Source organism: Acidovorax sp. FG60 (genome assembly GCF_057808995.1).
Genome location: NZ_JBMDJC010000013.1, coordinates 114,700 through 135,361 on the forward strand (window position 1 = coordinate 114,700; position 20,662 = coordinate 135,361).

Annotated in this window: 17 protein-coding genes; 6 read left to right on the plus strand and 11 right to left on the minus strand. The window is 65.4% G+C overall.

Translation table 11 applies throughout. The features are described 5' to 3' along the window. Positions 1–23 precede the first annotated feature (23 nt). The 4 genes from ACODS0_RS19065 to ACODS0_RS19080 form a co-directional block, all read right to left on the minus strand. A complete protein-coding gene (locus ACODS0_RS19065; RefSeq protein ID WP_488836485.1) occupies positions 24–1,007 on the minus strand; it encodes an LD-carboxypeptidase in 984 nt (327 codons plus the stop codon). A gap of 85 nt (positions 1,008–1,092) precedes the next feature. After that, the gene (gene tadA, locus ACODS0_RS19070) at positions 1,093–2,484 is read right to left on the minus strand and encodes a tRNA adenosine(34) deaminase TadA (protein ID WP_488836487.1); all 1,392 of its coding nucleotides are present in this window, start codon (positions 2,482–2,484) and stop codon (positions 1,093–1,095) included. A gap of 58 nt (positions 2,485–2,542) precedes the next feature. Continuing rightward, positions 2,543–2,788 carry a hypothetical protein gene (locus tag ACODS0_RS19075; RefSeq protein WP_488836489.1) on the minus strand — a complete coding sequence of 82 codons (246 nt, stop codon included), beginning with the start codon at positions 2,786–2,788 and terminating at the stop codon, positions 2,543–2,545. Between the two features lie 64 nt (positions 2,789–2,852). Beyond that, entirely contained in the window at positions 2,853–3,473 is a 621-nt protein-coding gene (locus tag ACODS0_RS19080; protein WP_121506701.1) for a LysE family translocator, read from the minus strand. Positions 3,474–3,574: 101 nt separating this feature from the next. On the opposite strand from ACODS0_RS19080, the gene ACODS0_RS19085 reads away from it, so the two are divergent. Next, positions 3,575–4,579 carry a GlxA family transcriptional regulator gene (locus ACODS0_RS19085; protein WP_228894875.1) on the plus strand — a complete coding sequence of 335 codons (1,005 nt, stop codon included), beginning with the start codon at positions 3,575–3,577 and terminating at the stop codon, positions 4,577–4,579. A gap of 80 nt (positions 4,580–4,659) precedes the next feature. Here ACODS0_RS19085 and ACODS0_RS19090 read toward each other — a convergent pair whose 3' ends face one another. Continuing rightward, the gene (locus tag ACODS0_RS19090) at positions 4,660–5,790 is read right to left on the minus strand and encodes a branched-chain amino acid ABC transporter substrate-binding protein (protein ID WP_488836515.1); all 1,131 of its coding nucleotides are present in this window, start codon (positions 5,788–5,790) and stop codon (positions 4,660–4,662) included. A 257-nt stretch (positions 5,791–6,047) separates the two neighbouring features. After that, positions 6,048–6,722 carry a hypothetical protein gene (locus ACODS0_RS19095; RefSeq protein WP_121419822.1) on the minus strand — a complete coding sequence of 225 codons (675 nt, stop codon included), beginning with the start codon at positions 6,720–6,722 and terminating at the stop codon, positions 6,048–6,050. Positions 6,723–6,941: 219 nt separating this feature from the next. Here ACODS0_RS19095 and ACODS0_RS19100 point away from each other — a divergent pair, with 219 nt between their 5' ends. The 4 genes from ACODS0_RS19100 (at position 6,942) to ACODS0_RS19115 (ending at position 14,231) form a co-directional block, all read left to right on the plus strand. Next, complete coding sequence (locus ACODS0_RS19100) at positions 6,942–8,945, plus strand: peptidase U32 family protein (protein WP_488836491.1); 2,004 nt, start codon at positions 6,942–6,944, stop codon at positions 8,943–8,945. A gap of 55 nt (positions 8,946–9,000) precedes the next feature. After that, entirely contained in the window at positions 9,001–10,083 is a 1,083-nt protein-coding gene (locus ACODS0_RS19105) for a sodium:calcium antiporter (RefSeq protein WP_488836493.1), read from the plus strand. Continuing rightward, positions 10,073–12,778 carry a cation-translocating P-type ATPase gene (locus ACODS0_RS19110; RefSeq protein ID WP_488836495.1) on the plus strand — a complete coding sequence of 902 codons (2,706 nt, stop codon included), beginning with the start codon at positions 10,073–10,075 and terminating at the stop codon, positions 12,776–12,778. The genes ACODS0_RS19105 and ACODS0_RS19110 overlap by 11 nt, the downstream gene beginning before the upstream one ends. Before the next feature lie 169 nt (positions 12,779–12,947). Further along, positions 12,948–14,231: an O-acetylhomoserine aminocarboxypropyltransferase/cysteine synthase family protein gene (locus ACODS0_RS19115; RefSeq protein ID WP_488836497.1), complete on the plus strand. Its 1,284-nt coding sequence runs from the start codon at positions 12,948–12,950 to the stop codon at positions 14,229–14,231. A 141-nt stretch (positions 14,232–14,372) separates the two neighbouring features. Here the strand turns inward: ACODS0_RS19115 and ACODS0_RS19120 are convergent, their stop codons facing one another. The 5 genes from ACODS0_RS19120 to ACODS0_RS19140 form a co-directional block, all read right to left on the minus strand. Further along, positions 14,373–15,215: an SPFH domain-containing protein gene (locus tag ACODS0_RS19120; RefSeq protein WP_055393814.1), complete on the minus strand. Its 843-nt coding sequence runs from the start codon at positions 15,213–15,215 to the stop codon at positions 14,373–14,375. Positions 15,216–15,368: 153 nt separating this feature from the next. Beyond that, the gene (egtB, locus tag ACODS0_RS19125; protein WP_488836499.1) at positions 15,369–16,559 is read right to left on the minus strand and encodes an ergothioneine biosynthesis protein EgtB; all 1,191 of its coding nucleotides are present in this window, start codon (positions 16,557–16,559) and stop codon (positions 15,369–15,371) included. Positions 16,560–16,577: 18 nt separating this feature from the next. Then, a complete protein-coding gene (gene egtD, locus ACODS0_RS19130; RefSeq protein ID WP_488836501.1) occupies positions 16,578–17,495 on the minus strand; it encodes an L-histidine N(alpha)-methyltransferase in 918 nt (305 codons plus the stop codon). A 403-nt stretch (positions 17,496–17,898) separates the two neighbouring features. Next, positions 17,899–18,489 carry an OmpW/AlkL family protein gene (locus ACODS0_RS19135; RefSeq protein ID WP_055393808.1) on the minus strand — a complete coding sequence of 197 codons (591 nt, stop codon included), beginning with the start codon at positions 18,487–18,489 and terminating at the stop codon, positions 17,899–17,901. A gap of 130 nt (positions 18,490–18,619) precedes the next feature. Further along, complete coding sequence (locus ACODS0_RS19140; protein WP_431152738.1) at positions 18,620–19,606, minus strand: DUF808 domain-containing protein; 987 nt, start codon at positions 19,604–19,606, stop codon at positions 18,620–18,622. Between the two features lie 275 nt (positions 19,607–19,881). Between ACODS0_RS19140 and ACODS0_RS19145 the strand changes: the two genes are divergently transcribed. Beyond that, positions 19,882–20,565 carry a class I SAM-dependent methyltransferase gene (locus ACODS0_RS19145; RefSeq protein WP_121419814.1) on the plus strand — a complete coding sequence of 228 codons (684 nt, stop codon included), beginning with the start codon at positions 19,882–19,884 and terminating at the stop codon, positions 20,563–20,565. Positions 20,566–20,662: the final 97 nt, after the last annotated feature.

A 20,662-nucleotide genomic window follows, 5' to 3' on the forward strand; every position in this document is an offset into this window, starting at 1 on the left:
ATGCGGGTAAAGGCCTCACCGCGTCAGTGCTGGTGCCCCCAGTAGATCAGCGCATCGCGCTCTTCCACCGACAGCGACACCGTGGCGCCCACGGGCAGCAGCACCTTCGTTTCAACATGCCCGAACGGCAGGTTGGTCAGCACCGGCGCCTTGATCTGGGTGCGCAGCCAGTCCACCACCGACTGCAGCTTGTAGCCCTTGTCATGCGGTGCCAGCTTGAAGTTGGTGAACTGCCCCAGCACCACAGCCTTCTGCTGGGCCAGCACACCGGCGTGCAGCAGCTGGGTCAGCATGCGTTCGATGCGGTAGGGGTGCTCGTGCACGTCTTCGATGAACAGCACGCCGCCCTTGACCTGCGGGAAATACGGCGTGCCCACCAGCGATGCCAGCACCGCCAGGTTGCCACCCCACAGCGTGGCGCTTTTCACATAGACATTGGGCACGGCAGGCTTGCCCGTGGCGGCGTTTAGCTGCTCTTTGTGCATGCGCCAGCCTGTGCCTTCGCCGTGGCCGGTCAGCAGGTCGTCAAAGCAGGCTTCCATGATGTCGTCGGGCTCGCCCACCACACCAAAGTCAGCCCCCAGCGATGGCCCCGCCCAGGTGGTGGCCCTCGTCTTGGCCAACACGGCCAGCTGGAAGGCGGTGAAATCGCTCACGCCCACAAAGTGCATGCCCTTTTCAATCGCCTTGGCCACCGCCTTGTAGCGGATGCCCGGCAGGATGCGCGACAGGCCGTAGCCCCCGCGCGAGATCAGCGCCACATCGGCGCCGCTGGCCGCAGCGCGGTGGATGGCAGCCAGCCGGGTGGCGTCGTCGCCCGCAAAGCGGGTGTGGGTGGCCAGCGCGTCCTCATCCACCTCCACCTCATGGCCCAGGGACTTGAGCCGGGCAATGCCGCGCTTGAAGGCGGCCTTGTCGCGCACGGCGCTGGAGGGCGAGTAGATGTAGATGTGCTTGGGACCGTGGTCGTGGTCGCAATGGAAAGGGTCGTGATGGTGGTCGTGCAAAGCGCTCAGACCCGCCGAGGGGCCTGCTCCGTAAACAGGGGGAATGCCGGGCGCCACATGCAGTCAGGCGGCGCCAGCGGACAAGTCAGTGCGCGAAGTATTCCACAGCCTGTGCGGCAATGGCCTCGCCATGCTCCTGCACAAAGTGGCCGGCATGGGGCAGCACGATGGGCTCGGGGCAGCCTTGGATGCACTGCTGCAGCTCCCGCATGGTGGGCAGGCCCAGCACCGGGTCCTGCGCACCCACCACCATCAGGCTGCGGCCCTGCCACTGGTGCTGCCAAAAATCGCGGGCCGCGCGCGACACTGCGGCGCCCGGGACACCCGCAGCAGCGGGCACGCGTTCTGGAAAGGCCCGCAACGCGGCGCGGTAGCCTTTGTCCGGGAACGGCGCATCGTAGGCAGCGCACTCCGCCGCCGTCAGATGCGGATTGCCACGCGCCAGCAGGCGCCCTACTCCATACAGCGGCTTGTCGCGGCACATGGCACGCCAGTCGACAAATCCGGCAGGCAGTGGCGCATCACCCGTGGCCAGCAGGGTGTTCATCACCAGCAGGCCGTCAAAACGATCCGGCATGGCCATGGGCAGCGTCAGGCCCAGGATGCCGCCCCAGTCCTGCACCACCAGCACCACGTTGCACAGATCGAGCCGCTCCACCAGCTCCAGCAGCACCTGGCGGTGCCATTCGAACTGGTGGGCGCCCTCTTTCTTGGGCTTATCGCTTTTCCCAAAGCCAATCAGGTCGGGCGCCACCACGCGGTCGCCTGCAGCCAGAAAGGTGGGCAGCATGCGCCGGTACAGGTAGCTCCAGGCCGGGTTGCCATGCAGGCACAGCCAAGTGCGGGGCGCATCGCGAGGACCTTCGTCGAGGGTGTGCAAACGCAGGCCCGCCAGGCTGGGCAGGTCGCTGATGTAGTGAGGCGCCCAGGGGTAGCCGGGCACGTTGGCAAACGCCGCATCGGGCGTGCGCAAAGCGTCGTCGCGCAACGGATGGCGGGCCAGTGCCTCGGTGCGTTGTTGATGGCGGCGCTGGCGGAAAAAGCCGCTGAGCAGACCACCACATTCTTCGGCCAGCACCCCGCCTTGCACCTGGGTCTGGTGGTTGATCTCGGCATGGCCGAACAGGTTGAGCACCGAACCGGCCGCGCCTGTTTTGGGATCTGCCGCACCGTACACCACCCGCGCCAGCCGCGCATGCAGCATGGCGCCGCTGCACATGGCACAAGGCTCCAGCGTGACGTAGAGGCTGCAGCCGTCGAGCCGGTAGTTACCCAGCCGCTGCGCCGCCGCGCGCAGGGCCACGATCTCGGCATGGGCCGTGGGGTCGTGGCCCTCCACGGGGGCGTTGCGGCCCGTGGCGATGACCTGGCCGTCCTTGATCACGATGGCGCCCACGGGCACCTCACCCGCTTGCGCGGCTGCCTGCGCCTCGGCCAGGGCCAGGCGCATCCAGTGCAAATCTTGGTCAAGGGTCATTGCTATTTAAATGATAGCTACTAGCGCTTGACATACAAGCGCCAGGGGCCAATTTTGCTTATTTTTCTTCGTCGGGCATGGGCCGGGCTTGCTGCATCAGGCCTTCCACCTGTTGCTTGACCTGCTGCTGGATCTGCTGACTCTGGTCGCGCACGGTGACAGGCGGTGCCGACGCAGGGTCGGCCCCGGGCGCCGTCTGCAGCGCGGGCACCGGGGCGCGCGTGGCCGACAACTGCTTCTTGGCCAACAGGCCCACGATGGCCAGCACCACAGCCAGCCCCACCAAACCAAACAATCCCCGCATGCCTGTGCTCCCTATGCTGTGCAGGACTGCACTGTAAACCGGGCAAGGCCTTCCCTGCCTTCAGTCAGTGCGTCATGGGCAGCGCCGCCCCCATCAGGCCGAACAACCCGCCGCAGGCACGGTTGAACTTGCGGCCCGTGCGCTGCAACCAGGGCCGGATGCGGTGCGCCAGGCTCGCCAGGCCGAATTCGACCAGGCATTCGACCGCCGCGAAGGTGCCCGCCATGATCACGAACTGCACCCACAGGTCGCGCCCCGGCGCGATGAACTGCGGCAGGAAGGCCCCATAGAACAGCAGCACCTTGGGGTTAGAAATGGCTGCCAGCAGCCCTTGGCGAAACATCCTGCCGCCCGTCACCGATGCCGGTCCCGCAGCACGGGGCAAGGCCTGCACCTGCATGGCCGGCGCCCGCCACAGCTGGATGCCCAGCCACACCAGATACGCCCCGCCCACCCATTTCATCACCGTGAGCGCGTGGGCCGACGACTGCAGCAGCGCGCCGATGCCCAGCATGGACAGCCCGATCAGGCTCACAAAGCCCACCGCCCCGCCCGCAATGGTCCACAGCGTGCGCACGCGCCCATGCAGCGCGCCATGGGCCAGCACCAGCAGGCTGTTGGGCCCCGGGGTCAAGGACAGCCCGATGACCGCCAACAGGTAGACGAGCCATATTTTCAGTTCCATCGCAGCACCCTTCTTGGAAAAGCATGGTCTGGAGTCTAGGCACCTCCTGTCCGTGGTATGCAATCCAATCTGGCTATTTTTGATACCAAAATGGATACCTTATGAGCACCGCCAACGACCGCCCTCTACAGCGCCCCGACGTACGCCTGCTCTTGATGCCGCTACCCGACTTCGCGCTGCTGCCATTTGGCGCGTTTCTGGACAAGCTGCGCTTTTCGGCCGACGAAGCGGACCGCAGCCGCCAGCGCTACTGCGCCTGGACGCTGATGGGCGTCGACAGCGCGCCCGTGGTGTCCAGCAGCGGGGTGCAGGTGACGATGGAGGCCACGCCTGACTCCGTGGACCTGGCGGCATTCGACTATCTGGTGGTGTTTGGCAGCCGCACGGTGCAAGCGTCGCTGGGACATGTGCACACCCATGGGCCCGTGCTGCGACAGGCTGCAGCGCGGGGCCTGCCCCTCGTGGCGATCGACAACGCCAGCTTTTTGCTCGCCGAGGCGGGTCTGCTCAAAGGCCGCCGCGTGGCGCTGCATTGGCGCCATGTGACCGAGTTCCGCCATGCCTTCCCACGCATAGCGGTGGCCAGCGAGCAGATCTATTGCTTTGACCGCGACCGCATCACCTGCGCGGGCGGCACCGCGGCCATCGACATGGCGGTGGAGTTGCTGTCACGCCACTGCGGCCGGGAGCGCGCCTTCAAGGGCTTGGCCGACATGCTGGTGGACGAACCACGCCATCAGGGGCACCACCTGCAATCGATGGAAGGCGGCGGGCCGGACCTGGGCCGCCACCTGGTGCGTGCGGTCGCGCTGATGCGCACCTCCATGGCCGACGGCCTTACCGTGGCCAGCATCGCCGAGCGCATCGGCATTGGCCGCCGACAGCTGGATCGGTTGTTCACCGAGCGCTTCGGCCACAGCGCTCACAACCACTGGACAGCGATGCGCATGGAACACGCCCACTGGCGCGTAACCCATTCACACCACAGCCTCTCCGCCATCGCTGACGAGGTGGGTCTGGGCAACGCCAGCAGCCTGGCACGACTGTTCCGGCGGCACTACGGCACCAGCCCCGGAGCGGCCCGCGCGGGCGGTCCGAGGGACTGACTGAAGCTCCGCTTCCACTCTGCAGGCAGGGCCATCGGGTACCCGAGTCCACCGGCACCGATCCATGCGCGGGCGACCCCTCAGTTCAGCGCCACGCGGCTGCCGTCCTTGAAGGTGTATAGCGTCACGGCGGGCGTCGTCAGCTCGCCCTTGGCGGTGAAGGCGATGTTGGCGGTCACGCCCTTGTATTCGGTCTTGGCCAGGAAGGGGGTAAACACCTTCGGGTCCACCGAATTGGCGCGCTTCATGGCGTCGGCCAGCACCATGGCGGCGTCATAGGCATAGGGGCTGTAAATCTGGAACTGGCCAGAGAACTTGGCGTCGTAGCGCTTCTTCCAGTCGGCGCCGCCCTGCATCTTGTCCACCGATGCGCCGCCGGTGGCGCAGGTCACGTTCTTCAGGGCGGGGGTCTTGCCCGACAGCTCGGGCAGCTTTTCGGTGCACAGCGCGTCGCCGCCGAAGAACTTCACATTGCCCAGGCCCAGCTGCTCCATCTGGCGCAGCATGGGGCCGGCCTGCGCGTCCAGGCCGCCGTAGAAGATCGCATCGGGCTTCTTGTTCTTGATGGCAGTGAGGATGGCCATGAAGTCGGTGGCCTTGTCGTTGGTGAACTCCTCAGCCACCACCTTCAGGCCCTTTTGTTGCGCCGTGGCCTTGAAGACCGAGGCCACGCCCTGGCCGTAGGCCGTGCGGTCGTCGATGATGGCCACACTCTTGAGCTTCTGATGGTCGGCACCAAACAGGGCCAGCGCCGCGCCCAGCGCGTTGTCGTTGGCGATCAGGCGGAAGGTGGTCTTGTGGCCGGGTTTGGTCAGGTCAGGATTGGAGGCCGATGCCGTGATGTGCGGCAGGTCGCACTTGGCATAGATGGCCGATGCGGGGATGGACGTGCCCGACTGCAGGTGACCCACCACGCCCGCCACCTTCTGGTCGCACAGCTTCTGCGCCACGGCGGTGGCCTGGCGCGGGTCGCCCGCGTCGTCTTCGGCCGCAATTTCAAACTTGATCTTCTTGCCACCGATCACGAGGTTCTGGGCGTTCAGGTCGTCAATCGCCAAGCGCACGCCGTTTTCAGTGTCCTTGCCGATGTGGGCAATGCCGCCCGACACTGGGCCAGCGTGGGCGATCTTGACGGTTTGCACATCCTGTGCGGTGGCTGCAGTGGCGGCGGCAACACACACACCCACGGCAGCCAGCTGCACAACGGACACGGGGAAAGACGACGGACGCAGGCGGGTGAAAGCTCGGAACACGGTAGAAATCTCCAAAAAATATAGTCGCAACTTTTGCGCACCATTTCGGGGCAAAACGCACCGCATCCTAGCCACCATCCTCCCTTGCCGTCGCCAATTGCTATGCAAGCTTAGTAATTTGCTGGGCCATTAAAACGGCTAATGGCGCAAGATGATTCGCCGAAGTCACCCTCTGAAGCTGCCCTTTGAGCGGCAGCGCGCCCGTTGGCAAGCGCTCAACCTTTCACCATCCGCAACTTGAAGTTGGTAAACGGCAGGATGGCGTTCGGTGCGTCGCGGGGTACGCGCTCTTCCACGCAGCCCGTGTCATTGGGGGTCACGAAGTGCGGACCAATACCGGCAATGGCCACTTTGTGCGACCCCGTCCAGTCCCAGCCCCACCCAGCCCCGGTCACCTCGCCTTCAAACAAAACCGGGCCATCGGCCGCGATGCCCTGGTGGATGGTGATGCGCATCCGGTCGGCAAACCCACCCATCCTGTAGCCGGCCCGGACGTGAAGCGTGAAAACGGGGTGTACCGCCGGATTGAAGATCGCCCCCGAGGTGTTGGTAACCGTCACCAGCCCCGGCATGGCCGTGCCGTTCCATCGCTCGGCCATCACCATGCCGTCCGCAAAGATGATGAAGCCCCGCGCCTCGGACCAAAGGTTCTGGCCGTGGCGGTAAATCGGCCCGCAGTGGGGGTTGTAGCTGCCCTGCCCGCCCGTGCAGTCCAGTGCAAACACCATGTGGTTGGCACCTTCGGAAAAGAACCACGAACAGTCCACCGTGCAGACCAGGTCGTTGTGCCGCATGGGAGACAAGCTGAGCCGAGGCGGCAGGTAGCAAAAGTCTAGGTCATTGATCGCCAGTGTCAGCTGGGTGGGCTTCTTCACGCGGGAGGTGCTCATCAGAGTCCTTTCACTGGGTTTGACGGAGTGGCCACCGGTGCCTGCGGCCTTGCAAGAACGCGGTTCACGGAGGCCATGGGATGGCGCCACGGCTTGCACGCTGCGCCCGTTGTACCAGACCCCCACCGCACAATGCATCGTCACATGGTTACCAAAAGTGCAGCGCCCGATACCCGAGGGAAGCTCCACGGCACCGCGAAACTGAAATAATCACGCCCCATGTCTCTCCTGCCCCACCAGCTCGAACTGCTTTCGCCCGCGCGCGACGCAGACATCGGCATCGAAGCCATCAACCACGGCGCCGATGCCGTCTACATCGGCGGCCCAGCCTTTGGCGCGCGGGCCAGTGCGGGCAACAACATCCGCGACATCGAACGCCTGGTGAAGCATGCGCACCGCTTCAACAGCCGCATCTTCATCACGCTCAACACCATCCTGCGCGACGACGAGCTGGAGGCCGCTCGCAAAATGGCGTGGCAGGTGTACGAGGCCGGTGCCGACGCCCTCATCATCCAGGACATGGGCCTGCTCGAAATCGACCTGCCCCCCATCCAACTTCACGCCAGCACCCAGACCGACATCCGCACGCCCGAGAAAGCACGCTTTCTGCAGGACGCAGGCCTCTCGCAGATTGTGCTGGCACGCGAGCTGACGGTGCAACAGATCGCCGCCGTGCACAAGGCGCTGGGGCCCGTGGATGCGCCGGGGCGCGCCAACATCGAGTTCTTCATCCACGGCGCACTGTGCGTGGCCTACAGCGGCCAGTGCAACATCAGCCATGCGCAAACGGGCCGCAGCGCCAACCGCGGCGACTGCAGCCAGGCCTGCCGCCTGCCCTACCAGGTGACCGATGCGCAGGGCCGCTTCATTGCGCACGACAAGCACGTGCTCTCCATGAAGGACAACAACCAGAGCGACAACCTGCGAGCCCTCATCGACGCGGGCGTGCGCAGCTTCAAGATCGAAGGGCGCTACAAGGACATGGGCTATGTGAAGAACATCACCGCCCACTACCGCACGCTGCTCGACGAAATCATCGACGAGCGTGAGGCCCAGGGCCGGCCGCTCTCCCGCTCGTCCAGCGGGCGCACCACCTTCACCTTCACGCCCGACCCGCTGCAGAACTTCAACCGCGAGTTCACCGACTACTTCGTGACGGGCCGCAAGGAAGACATCGGCGCATTCGACACCCCCAAGAACCCCGGCCAGGCCATCGGCTGGGTAACCAAGCTGGGCCCAGACTTTGTGGAGCTGGAACTGAGCGACCCCGCCACCGTGCTGCACAACGGCGACGGCCTGTGCTACTACGACCTGCACAAGGAGCTGGTGGGCATGGCCATCAACGTGGCCGAGCCCGTGTCGGCCCGCAACGTCGGTCAGTGGCGGGTGTACCCCAAAGACCCGATGGAAGGATTCAAGGACCTGCGCAAGGGCACCGAGGTCAACCGCAACCGCGACATGGACTGGGTGCGCACGCTGGAGAAAAAATCCAGCGACCGCCGCATCGGTCTGTGGGCGCAGCTGAGCGAAACGCCCACGGGTTTCAGCCTGCTGCTGACCGACGAGGATGGCAATGTGGGCTGCGCCGACGTGCTGCAACCCCACCAGAGTGCTACCGACGCCACCAAGGCCGAGGCCAGCCTGCGCGAGCAATTGGGCCGCTTTGGTGCCACGGTGTTTGCGGTGCATGACATTGCGCTTCAACTCTCGCAGCCCTGGTTTGTGCCCGCCTCTGTGCTCAATGCCCTGCGCCGCGATGCTGTGGCCGACCTCGAGGCCAACCGCGCCCGCAACTTTGCCCGCCTACCGCGCGCCACGCCGGTGGAGCCGCCTGCGCCCTACCCCGAGGACACGCTCTCCTTCCTGGGCAATGTGTTCAACCACAAGGCACACGACTTCTATGTGCGCCACGGCGTCAAGGTGATCGACGCAGCCTACGAGGCGCACGAAGAGGAAGGCGAAGTGAGCCTGATGATCACCAAGCACTGCGTGCGCTTTTCGATGAGCCTGTGCCCCAAGCAGGCCAAGGGCGTGACGGGCGTGCAGGGCACCATCAAGGCCGAACCCTTGATGCTGATCAACGGCAAGGAGAAGCTGACCTTGCGCTTTGACTGCAAGCCCTGTGAAATGCACGTGGTGGGCAAGATCAAGCGCCAGGTGCTGAACCAGGCCAACGAGATCCCACTGACCTTCTACAAAGCCCGGCCGCACAAAGCACATTGATGCACATGCATGTGGCGGCTCAACAGCAATGCCCCATGCACACTGACCCGTTTTCATGCCCGCCTTGCGGGCCAGCGCCATGACGGCCACGCTGCTGGTGTGGCTGCAGTTCGCAGTCTGCGCGGGGCTGATTGGCGCGGCGGGCTACCAGCTGTCGCGCTACGGTGATGCCATTGCCCAGCGCACAGGTTTGTCGGGCAGCTGGATCGGCCTCACGCTGGTGGCCAGCGTGACTTCGCTTCCAGAGCTGGCCACCGGCATCACCAGCGTCACCATCGCAAACACCCCCAACCTGGCTGTGGGCAACGCACTGGGCAGCTGCGTGCTCAACCTGGTGTTTCTGGTGGTGATCGACCTGCTGTACCGGCCAGCACCGGTATGGACCCGGGCCGCCCACGGCCACGTGCTGGCAGGCGCTTTTGGCGTGGTGCTGCTGGGCTTTTTGCTGCTGGGGCTGCTGATGGGCCAACTGGGGGCTACTGCCAGTGCTTCCACCGGCGCTGGCACTGCCTCCCAGCGCAGCGTGGGGTTGCTCACGCCCGTCATCCTGCTGCTGTACCTGGTGGCGATGCGCACCGTCTTTGCGTATGAACGGAGCCACCCCGCTGCGCCACCGGCCGACACAGTGCCGCCCACCAACAACGCAGCAACTACGCTGCCCAGCCTTCGACAAGCGGCCACCCGCTTTGCGATGGCGGCTGCCATCGTGGTGGGGGCCGGCATGTGGCTGCCCTTTGTGGCGGTCAACCTGGCCACCACCATGGGCTGGAACCGCAGCTTTGTGGGCAGCCTGTTCGTGGCCCTGGTCACCACCCTGCCCGAGCTGGCGGTCACGTTGTCCGCCCTGCGGCTGGGTGCGCTCGACATGGCCATTGGCAACCTGCTGGGCAGCAACCTGTTCAACGTGGCCATCGTGGGCATAGATGATCTGTTCTACCGCCCAGGCGATCTGCTGGCCCATGTGTCGCCCGTGCATGCCATCACCGCCGCATCGGCCGTAGTCATGACCGGGCTGGCGGTGGTGGGCCTGTTCTTTCGCCCGCGCAGCCGTGTGCTGCGCGCGGTGGGCATGGTCAGCATCGGCATGGCGGCGGTGTACCTGGTCAACACCTACGTGGTCTTTCTATATGGAAACTGATGCTGTGAAGCACCCCCATCCTCATCTGCGCGATGCCATAGACGTGGCACGCGAGCACGCCGTTGACCCGGACGCGGGCCTGCACCCCGACGAAGCCCTGCGCCGCAGCGCCACCCACGGCGCCAATGAGCTGGCGGCGGGGCAAGACCGCCCCTGGTGGCATCTGCTGACTGACCAGTTCAAGGACTTCATGGTGCTGGTGCTGCTGGGCGCGGCCGTCATCTCGGGCCTGGTGGGGGAGGTCACCGACACGTTGGTCATCCTGGTGATCGTGGTGCTCAATGCCGTCATCGGCTTTGTTCAGGCATGGCGCGCCGACCAGGCCATGGCGGCGCTGCGCCAGCTGGCGGCGGCGCACGCCACGGTGCTGCGCAGCGGAGCCGTGCAAGTGGTGCCCGCCACGGCGCTGGTGCCGGGTGACATCGTGCTACTGGAGGCGGGCAACCAGATTCCGGCCGACCTGCGGCTGATCGAGATTGCGCAGCTGCAGGTGGATGAATCGGCCCTCACGGGCGAGTCCGTCACCGTAGCCAAGCAGACGCAGGCCCTGGCCGCCGAGGATGTGGGCGCGCTGGGCGACCGCACCAACATGGCCTTCAAGGGCACCACGGCCACGCATGGCCGGGCACGCGGCCTGGTGGTGGCCACCGGCATGCACACCGAGCTGGGCAAGGTGGCCACGCTGCTCGACACCGGCGACCGCAGCACGCCGCTGCAACTGCGCCTGGCGGCCTTTGGCAAGCGCTTGGCGATCGCGGTGCTGGGCATCTGCGCGGTGATCTTTGTGGTCGGCGTGCTGCGCGGCGAGGCGCCGCTGCTCATGGCCCTCACCGCCATCAGTCTGGCCGTGGCCGCCATCCCCGAGGCACTGCCTGCGGTGGTCACCGTGCTCCTGGCCCTGGGCGCACGCCGCATGGTGGCCGTGCATGCGCTGGTGCGGCGCCTGCCGTCGGTCGAAACCCTGGGCTCGGTCACCACCATCTGCTCGGACAAGACCGGCACCCTCACGCAAAACCGCATGCATGCCGAGCTGCTGCTGGCCCACGGCGTGCGCTGGGTGCCCGGTGACCCCCTGCCCGGCCCCGCCCATGCCGAGGCCCTGCGCGCCGCAGCGCTGTGCAACGACGCCACGCTCCAGGCGCAGAACGAAGAGGGCCAGTTCGGCACCCGCTGGCAGGGCGACCCCACCGAAACCGCGCTGGTGCTGGCCGCCCATGCGGGCGGACTGGACAAGGCCCAGCTGGATGTGAGCAGCCCCCGCGTGCAAGAGCAGCCCTTTGACTCGGACCGCAAGCGCATGACCACCTTCCACCGCGCTGCCGATGGCTTTGTGGCCTACACCAAGGGCGCCCCGGAGTCGGTCTTGCCCCGCTGCACCGCCCACTGGACGCCCGAAGGCGCTGCCGCACTGGACACCGCCAAGGTCCTCGCCACTGCCCAGCAACTGGCCGCCCAGGGCCTGCGGGTGCTGGCCCTGGCCCGCCGCAGCCACATCCGCCTGCCCGACACCAACGACATCGACGCGGTAGAAAACCAGCTGGAGCTGCTGGGCCTGATCGCCCTCATCGACCCACCCCGTGCTGAGGCGAAAGCCGCAGTGCGCGACTGCATCAGCGCGGGCATCACGCCCGTAATGATCACAGGTGACCACCCCGCCACCGCGCGCGCGATTGCGCACCGCCTGGGCATTGTGCGCAGCAGCGATGCCCCAGTGCTCACCGGCGCCGACCTGGCCACACTGGACGATGCCGCACTGCGCGCCCGCGTGGAACAGGTGCAGGTCTACGCCCGCGTGGACCCGGCGCAGAAGATCCGCATCGTCGAGGCGCTGCAGGCCCAGGGCCACTTCGTGGCTATGACAGGCGACGGCGTGAACGACGCCCCGGCCCTCAAACGCGCCGATATCGGCATTGCGATGGGCCAGGGCGGTACCGACGTGGCGCGCGAGGCATCGAGCCTGGTGCTGCTGGACGACAACTTCGCCACCATCGTCGCGGCGGTGCGCGAAGGCCGCCGCATCTACGACAACATCCGCAAGTTTGTGCGCTACGCGATGACGGGCAACTCGGGCGAGATCTGGACCATCTTCCTAGCGCCGCTGTTGCTGCTGCCCATTCCGCTGCTGCCCATCCACATCCTGTGGGTCAACCTGGTGACCGACGGCCTGCCCGGCCTGGCACTGGCGGCCGAGCCAGCCGAGCGCGGCATCATGCAGCGCCCGCCCCGCGCACCGCGCGAAAGCCTGTTTGCCCACGGTATGTGGCAGCACATATTGGGCGTGGGCCTGCTCATTGGTGGGCTGTGCCTGGCGGTGCAGGCCTGGGCACTGCACACCGGCCACGCGCACTGGCAGACCATGGTGTTCACCGTGCTCACGCTGGCGCAAATGGCGCACGTGATCGCCATCCGCTCCGAATCCGAACCCATTTGGCGCCTGGGCCTGCTGAGCAACCGCCCGCTGCTGGGCGCCGTGCTGCTCACCTTTGCGCTGCAGATGGCAACCATCTACGTGCCCTGGCTCAACCCCATCTTCCGCACGGAGCCGCTGAGCCTGGGCGAGCTGGCGCTGTGCATTGGCGCCGCGCTGGTGGTGCTGGTGGTCGTGGAAATCGAGAAGGCCTGGCGGCGCAGCCGGCAGAAGCGGCGCACCTCGCCAGAGCCCATCGACAGCGCCATGGACGAGCCTGCGGCGTGAGGTTGCCCAGCACGCACAAGAACGTCATAAGCACATAGCCAACGATTCGATGACGCCAGGGGCCAGCGGTGCCAGAATGGCCCGCGCCATCGGCGCACCGAGCTCCGCTCAGCCACGGGTGGAGACCGGTGGTGCCACTCCCTTCCCTTCAACGAAAGAGACAAGCTTCATGAAAATCGAAACCCTGGCCGTCCACGCCGGCTACAGCCCCGACCCCACCACCAAGGCCGTGGCCGTGCCCATCTACCAGACGGTGGCCTACGCGTTTGACAGCGCCCAGCACGGCGCGGACCTGTTCGACCTGAAGGTGCCGGGCAACATCTACACCCGCATCATGAACCCCACCACCGACGTGCTCGAAAAGCGCGTCGCAGCGCTCGAAGGCGGCATTGCCGCGCTGGCCGTGGCCTCGGGCATGGCAGCCATCACCTATGCCATCCAGACCATTGCCGAGGCGGGCGACAACATCGTGTCGGCCAGCACGCTCTACGGCGGAACCTACAACCTGTTTGCCCACACGCTGCCGCAGCAAGGCATCACCACGCGCTTTGCCGACCCGCGTGACCCGGCCAGCTTTGCGCAGCACATCGACGCGCGCACCAAGGCCATCTTCATCGAGTCCATCGGCAACCCGCTGGGCAACGTGACCGACATCGCCGCGCTGGCCAAGGTGGCGCACGACCACGGCGTGCCGCTGATCGTGGACAACACGGTGCCCAGCCCCTACCTGCTGCGCCCCATCGAGCATGGCGCCGACATCGTGGTGCACTCGCTCACCAAGTACCTGGGCGGCCACGGCAACAGCGTGGGCGGCGCGATTGTGGACAGCGGCAAGTTCCCGTGGGCCGAGCACAAGGCCCGCTTCCCGCGCCTGAACGAGCCCGATGTGAGCTACCACGGCGTGGTCTACACCGAGGCCCTGGGCCCGGCTGCCTTTATCGGCCGGGCGCGCGTGGTGCCGCTGCGCAATACCGGCGCGGCGCTGGCGCCGCTCAATGCCTTCCTGATCCTGCAAGGCATCGAAACCCTGGCGCTGCGCATGGACCGCATCTGCGACAACACGCTGGCCATTGCCAAGTACCTGCAAAGCCATCCCAAGGTGGAATGGGTGCGCTACGCCGGTCTGCCTGACCACCCGGACCACGCGCTGGTGCAGCGCCAGTCAGGCGGCAAGGCCTCGGGCATCCTGAGCTTTGGCGTGAAGAACAGCGACGCCGACCCACGTGCGGCCGGTGCACGTTTTCTGGATGCGCTGCAACTCTTCACGCGCCTGGTCAACATCGGCGATGCGAAGTCCCTCGCCACTCACCCCGCATCGACCACCCACCGCCAGCTCAACCCCGAGGAGCTGGCCAAGGCCGGCGTGAGCGAGGGCATGGTGCGCTTGTCGGTGGGCATCGAGCACATCGATGACCTGCAGGCCGACCTGGCCCAGGCGCTCGACAAGGTGTGAACTGCGAGTGGCCATGCCCTGAAGGCGCGTGGCCACTCAAAATTTCAAGTGTTTTTAGCCTCCAGCGCTTGACAGGTAAGCGCTATTAGCTATTATTTCAATAGCAAATCAACCCACAGTGGCACCGCTTGGCGCCCTGATTTACCGGCCCACACTGACCAGTGGTGCAGCGCCGCCGCCCATCAGCACCGTGTTGCCCTGCTTGCTGGCAATGGCCAGGGCGGTGTCGCGCTGGATCTCGGCCAGCCGGATTTCCTTGAGCGCGGGCGTGAGCGATGCGCTGATGATCTGATTGGCCCTTGCCTCGCCTTCGGCCTGCACGATCAGGCGCTCTGCCTCGGCCTTGGCCAGGTCGATCTCCTTGCGCTTTTTCTCGATCGCCTGGTCCGTCTCGGCACGCTGGCGGATGGCGGATTCGATGGCCTTGTCCGTCAGCATGTTGCGAACATTCACGGCGGTGACAGTGAAGGCGCCTTTGTCCGTGGCGTCCAGCTCGGCCTGCAAGGTGGTGCGCACGCTTTCTGCCAGCTCGGCGCGCTTGGTGTGCATGGTGGTCGCATCCATCTGGGCAATGGCCTTGTAGATGGCTTCACGGGCTTCGCGCTGCACGCGGCTGTAGGCCACCAGCAGGTCCGCCGTGCCGTCTTTGACCACTTGTCTGTGCTGCACCACATCGCCCTGGTATTTGACGAACAGCGTAGGGATGGAGGCCGGCGTGGTCTTGAAATAGATGTCGATGTCCACGTCCTGCATGGTCAGGTTGTCGCGGCTCTTGGGGGTGAGGTTCTCCAGCGAAAAGCTCACCTCTTTAGCCGTGAATTCATCCACCGTCTTGAACAGCGTGAAGTAAAGCCCCGGCGGAAGGGCCTCCTGCCCCACCTTGCCCAGCGTGCGCTCCACACCCACATTGCCGGTATCGATCTGGCTGCACGCGCCCAGCGCAACGCTCAGGCACAACAGGGACAAGGTTCGCAAAGCGGTCATGAGAGTCTCACGGTTCAAAAGGGGTTGGTAGGCACGGCGCGCCGTGGCTGCGCCGGCAGGGCGAGCGAGCGCGATTGTAGGAGAGCCCTACCCCACCAAAAACGTGCGGTTCGCCGCTGTCTACAGCAGCCTTCGGGACGGCAGAGCCCCGTATCAACCCAGGTCGCGTGCCAGCCGGATGCCCGTGAACTGCCAGCGCGCGGTGGCGGGGAAGAAGTTGCGGTAGGTCAGCCGCTCATGCCCCGGTGGCGTAACGCAGGACGAGCCCCGCAGCACGTACTGATTCACCATGAACTTGCCGTTGTATTCGCCCACGGCACCTGCCGCCACCTGAAAGCCGGGGTACGGGGCGTAGCTCGACTGTGTCCATTGCCAGGCGACGCCAAAGAGCTGCACCATGGGGTCGGCATCCTGCGCCGCAGCGTGCTCCCATTCGGCCTCGGTCGGCAGGCGGGCTCCCGCCCAGCGCGCATAGGCATCGGCTTCGTAGTACGAGAGGTGCACCACAGGCTGCGATCCCTGCAATGGCTGGAGCCCCGAGAGCGTGAAGTGATGCCACGCCCCCTCCACGCGGTGCCAGTACAGCGGGTGATTCAGACCCTGTGCTGCCCGCCAATCCCAACCTTCCGCCAGCCAGAGCATGGGGTTCTGGTAGCCCCCGCCCTCCACAAAGGCCTCAAATTCAGCCTGGGTAACAAGGCGCGAGGCCAGTGCGTAAGGGTGCAGGTACGTGCGATGGCGTGGGCCTTCGTTGTCAAACGCAAAGCCTTCGCCTTTATGGCCGATTTCGATGAGCCCTCCGTCGAAAGAATGCCACGTCAAAGTTGCAGCCACGGGCGGTGGCACCACATCGCAAGCCGCCGCATAGACAGGGAACAGCGGGTTGCACGACAGCAGGTGCTGTATGTCGGTGAGCATCAACTCTTGGTGCTGCTGCTCGTGCTGCAAGCCCAACTCGATCAGGGCACACAGCGAGGCATCGTGCACCACGGTGGGCAGCAGGCGCGCCATGCGGGCATCCACATCGGCCCGGTAGGCCAGCACCTCATGGAGCGCAGGGCGCGTAAGCAGCCCCCTCTGCGGGCGCGGGTGCTTGGCCCCCACACCGTTGTAGTAAGAGTTGAAAAGCACCCGGAACGCGGGCGCAAACGGCGCAAACCCGGGTTCGTGCGCTTCGAGAACGAAGGTTTCAAAAAACCAGCTGGTGTGCGCCAGGTGCCATTTGGTGGGGCTGGCGTCCGGCATGGACTGCGCGCAGCAGTCCTCGGGCGACAGGGGCGCCGCCAGTGCCACCGAGCGGCCGCGCACGGCGGTGTAGCGGGACTGCAGTGTGTTGGATGTCATGGTCATTGCAGCCACTGATCAGGGACGCGCGTGCACCACCGCAAACCAGCCGCGCTCGTCCGTCCACGCCTGGGCCTGTGCAAAGCCAGCGCGGGCCAGCATGTCGGTGAACACGGGCAAGGGGTATTTGTAGCTGTTCTCGGTGTGAATGCGCTCGCCCTGCTCAAACCTGCGGCCGCCGCCGGGCCAGCACACCTCGGTATCGGACGCTGCCTCCAGGTGCATTTCAATGCGCGACGCCTCGGGGTTAAAGAACGCGCGGTGCTGCCACTGCGCCACATCAAAGTCGCTGCCGATCAGGCGGTTCACGTGGCGCAGCACGTTGCGATTGAACTCGGCCGTCACGCCCGCCGCATCGTCGTAGGCTGCCTCCAGCACGGCCACGTCCTTGGGCAGATCGATGCCGATGAGCAGGCCGCCATCGTCATCCACAAGCTCGCGCATGTGGCCCAGCAGTTCCAGGGCATGCGGGGGATCGAAGTTGCCGATGGAAGAGCCCGGGTAGAACACCAGCCGGCCGGTGCGGGGAATGTCGTCCGGCAGTGCCACCCCCAGGGTCATGTCGCCCGCCAGTGCGCGGGCATCCAGCGCGGGGAAGTCGTCGCGCAGCCCCTGCACCGCCTGTTCCAGAAAATCCGCTGAAATGTCCACACCCACAAAACACGCTGGCTGCACCAGGCGGCACAGGGTGCGGGCCTTCTGGCAGTTGCCTGCGCCCAGTTCGATGAGGGTACGCCCCGGGCCCACCGTGCCTGCAATGCTGTCCGCATGCGTCTGCATCAGGGCCATCTCGGTGCGCGTGGGGTAGTACTCCGGCAGGCGCGTGATGGCCTCAAACAGCTGCGAGCCGTGCTGGTCGTAAAAATACTTGGGGGAGATGCGTGCGGGCCGCTGGGTCAGCCCGTGCGTAATGTCGGAGTAGCGAGGCAGGAGCATGGGTCAGTGAGACGTTGGGTGCGGCAGCGCCGCCGGGTGGTCAAAAAGCAGAGGCACCTGGGGCGCATCCACGGCGGCACGCCCCACACGCTCCCTCGCGCCATTGTGCGTCGCCTCGCCTGCAGCTGTGTGTAAGCCATTTTCGCACCCACAAAAAAAAGGGCTGGCGCAGGCGCCAGCCCTTTTAACCTTGGAGAACTCTTGCTGTCAGAAATACAGGGCCAACCTTGACCCAGCCCCCCTCGTGTGGTGTTGCACGCTATCCGGCACTTAAAACCGCGTCTTTTCGGCCAGGGCTGCGTTGCAAATCCTCGCGATACCTACGGGTATCGCTGTGGTTTGCGCCTTGCCCTGACCAAAAATCCATCGGTTTTAAATGTGCCGTCAAGCCTGCAACACCACACTAGAAGCGCCAGCCCAGACCCACGCCCACCAGAACGGGGTCCACCTTGAAGGTGCCCAGCTTGGCACCGCCTGCGCTCACATCGGTCTTGATGTAGACCTTCTTCACGTCGAAATTCAGGTACAGGTTCTTGGACAGCGGAATGTCCACACCGGCTTGCAAGGCGGGGCCAAAGCTATTGCGGTCAATGTCCACACCAGCGGGCAGGTGCACGCCGGAGAAGCGCGTGTAGTTCAGGCCCGCACCCACGTAGGGCTTAAAGCCGGCTACGTCAAAGTGGTATTGCACAGTGAGCGTGGGAGGCAGGTGCTTGAGCGTGCCGATGGCAGCGCCGCCCGCACGCAGGGTGTGTTTCTGGGGGACGGTGAGGATCAGCTCGGCGGCGATGTTCTTGTTGAAGAAGTAGGTGATGTCTACTTCAGGGATGGTCTTGTCGTTGACCGTCAGGCCCAGCGGTGTGCTGTCCTTGTTGGCGCTGTCAAGGTTGACAACGCGCGCGCGGACCATCCAGGGGCCTTCTGCTTGTTGCGCCAGCGCAGCGCCAGAAGACAGAACACACAGAGCGGCTACAGCCAGCAGAGTTTTTTTCATGGTGATTTCGCATCGGTTGGACGGGGACGACCCCCGTGCATGTATTGAACCGCTGCATCCACCCGCCGACCTTGCCCTATCTCAAGACCTCCGTACTAACCCTTAGACCTAGATCAAGGCATACCCATTCTCACGCTGTGGACTTGCCGCGCAGGCGCTGCACCAGCGTGACACCGGCCAGCACCAGACCCCCGGCCGCGATGCCCACCACCGCGTTGAGCAGGTTCTCCACCACCACCTTCCACAACCCGCCCGTCGGCCATTGGCCTGCTGCGGCAGCTACGCCCTCTACAGCATGGTGCAGCACCGGAACGCCATGCACCAGGATGCCACCGCCCACCAGAAACATCGCCGCCGTGCCAGCAATGGACAGGCCCTTCATGAGCCAGGGAGCAGCGCGCAGGATGCCTGCCCCCACGGCACGGGCCGCGCTGCTGGCCTTGTTGTTGAGCCACAGGCCCAGGTCATCGAGCTTGACGATGCCCGCTACCAGGCCATACACACCGATGGTCATGATGACCGCAATGCCCGACAGCACGGTCAACTGTTGAACAAAAGGCGCAGAGGCCACGGTGCCCAGCGTGATCGCAATGATTTCAGCCGACAGGATGAAGTCGGTGCGCACCGCGCCCTTGATCTTGTCCTTTTCAAAGGCTACCAGGTCCACCGCCGGGTTCGCATTGGCCTTGGCATGGCTTTCGTGCTCGGCCTCATCCTGGTGCTGGGCATGCAGCAGCTTGTGCGCCACTTTTTCAAAGCCCTCAAAACACAAAAAAGCGCCCCCCACCATCAACAAAGGCGTGACCGCCCAGGGAGCAAACGCGCTGATCAGCAGCGCGGCAGGCACCAGGATGACCTTGTTGATCATGGAGCCCTTGGCCACGGCCCACACCACAGGGATTTCGCGCTCGGCCCGCACCCCGGTGACCTGCTGGGCATTGAGTGCCAGGTCATCCCCCAGCACACCCGCCGTCTTCTGGGCGGCCACCTTGGTCATGACCGACACGTCATCGGCCATGGCAGCGCTCTTCTTGGCCGCCACCTTGGTCATGAGGGCCACGTCGTCGAGGATGGTGGCAATATCGTCCAACAGGGCAAGCAGGCTGCCAGTGGCCATGGGGAATCCTTGAAATAAGTCTGTACAAAATCGGCGGGCATGCCGCCATGCGTGCGCAGGACTATAGCAACGCCAAGGCCAACGGCGCCGCGCTGCACAGACCCCTCGGTCTGGGCGGACCATGTGCGACCTGTTTCCCCCCGCGTGCCGCCCCTTGCTCCGCCCAGCGATGGATGGCGCGAATGCCGCCCCGCACAAAGCGCATACTCGCGCCCTCACCCATCACCTCTGGGGTCCTGGAGCATGTGCTCTCATTCGGGCTTCATGCCCAAGCCATGCCCGGCTACCTCACCAAACACGAAGACATCGCCATCACTGGCGCAGCCGACCTGATCATTCGATCATTGCTCGACAGGCAACAGTTCTCTGATCCACTGGGAGCCGCCGAGGCGCTTGGCATATCGTCGGCCGCGTGGCCCTTGTTCGGCCTGCTTTGGCCATCGGGGGCACAGTTGGCACAACGCATGGCCAGCCGCCCTTTGCTGACCGGCGAGCGCGTGCTGGAGATTGGCTGTGGCCTGGGCCTGGCAAGCCTGGTGTGCCACCGGCGCGGCATGGATGTGACCGCCAGCGACTGCCACCCGCTGGCACCAACGTTTCTGCTGGAGAACCTCCGGCTGAACGGCCTGCCGCCCCTCAAGTACCGCACGGGCCAGTGGGGCGCGGACGCCGCCGCGGGAACAGGCGCGGTACAAGGTCAGTTCGACCTCATCATGGGCAGCGATGTGCTGTATGAACGCGACGCCCGCGCCTCGCTGGCCAGTTTTCTGGACCGCCACGCCGGCCAGGGCGCGCAGATCTGGATCGTGGACCCGAACCGGGGCAACCGCTCTACCTTCCACAAGCAGATGGCAGTGCACCGGTTTGAAGTGGTGGAAGAGCGCCTGGACCACCCGGCCCTGGAAGACCGCCCGGCCTACAAGGGCCGCCTGCTGATCTACCAACGCAAGATGGGATGAGCCCCTGAGCCGCCGGGAGCACCCTCACCCGAGGGGGCCAGGCTCTCGTTGCGGAGCAGCCCTTGGCTTGCCCCCTTTCACCCGCGCCGCCCACCTT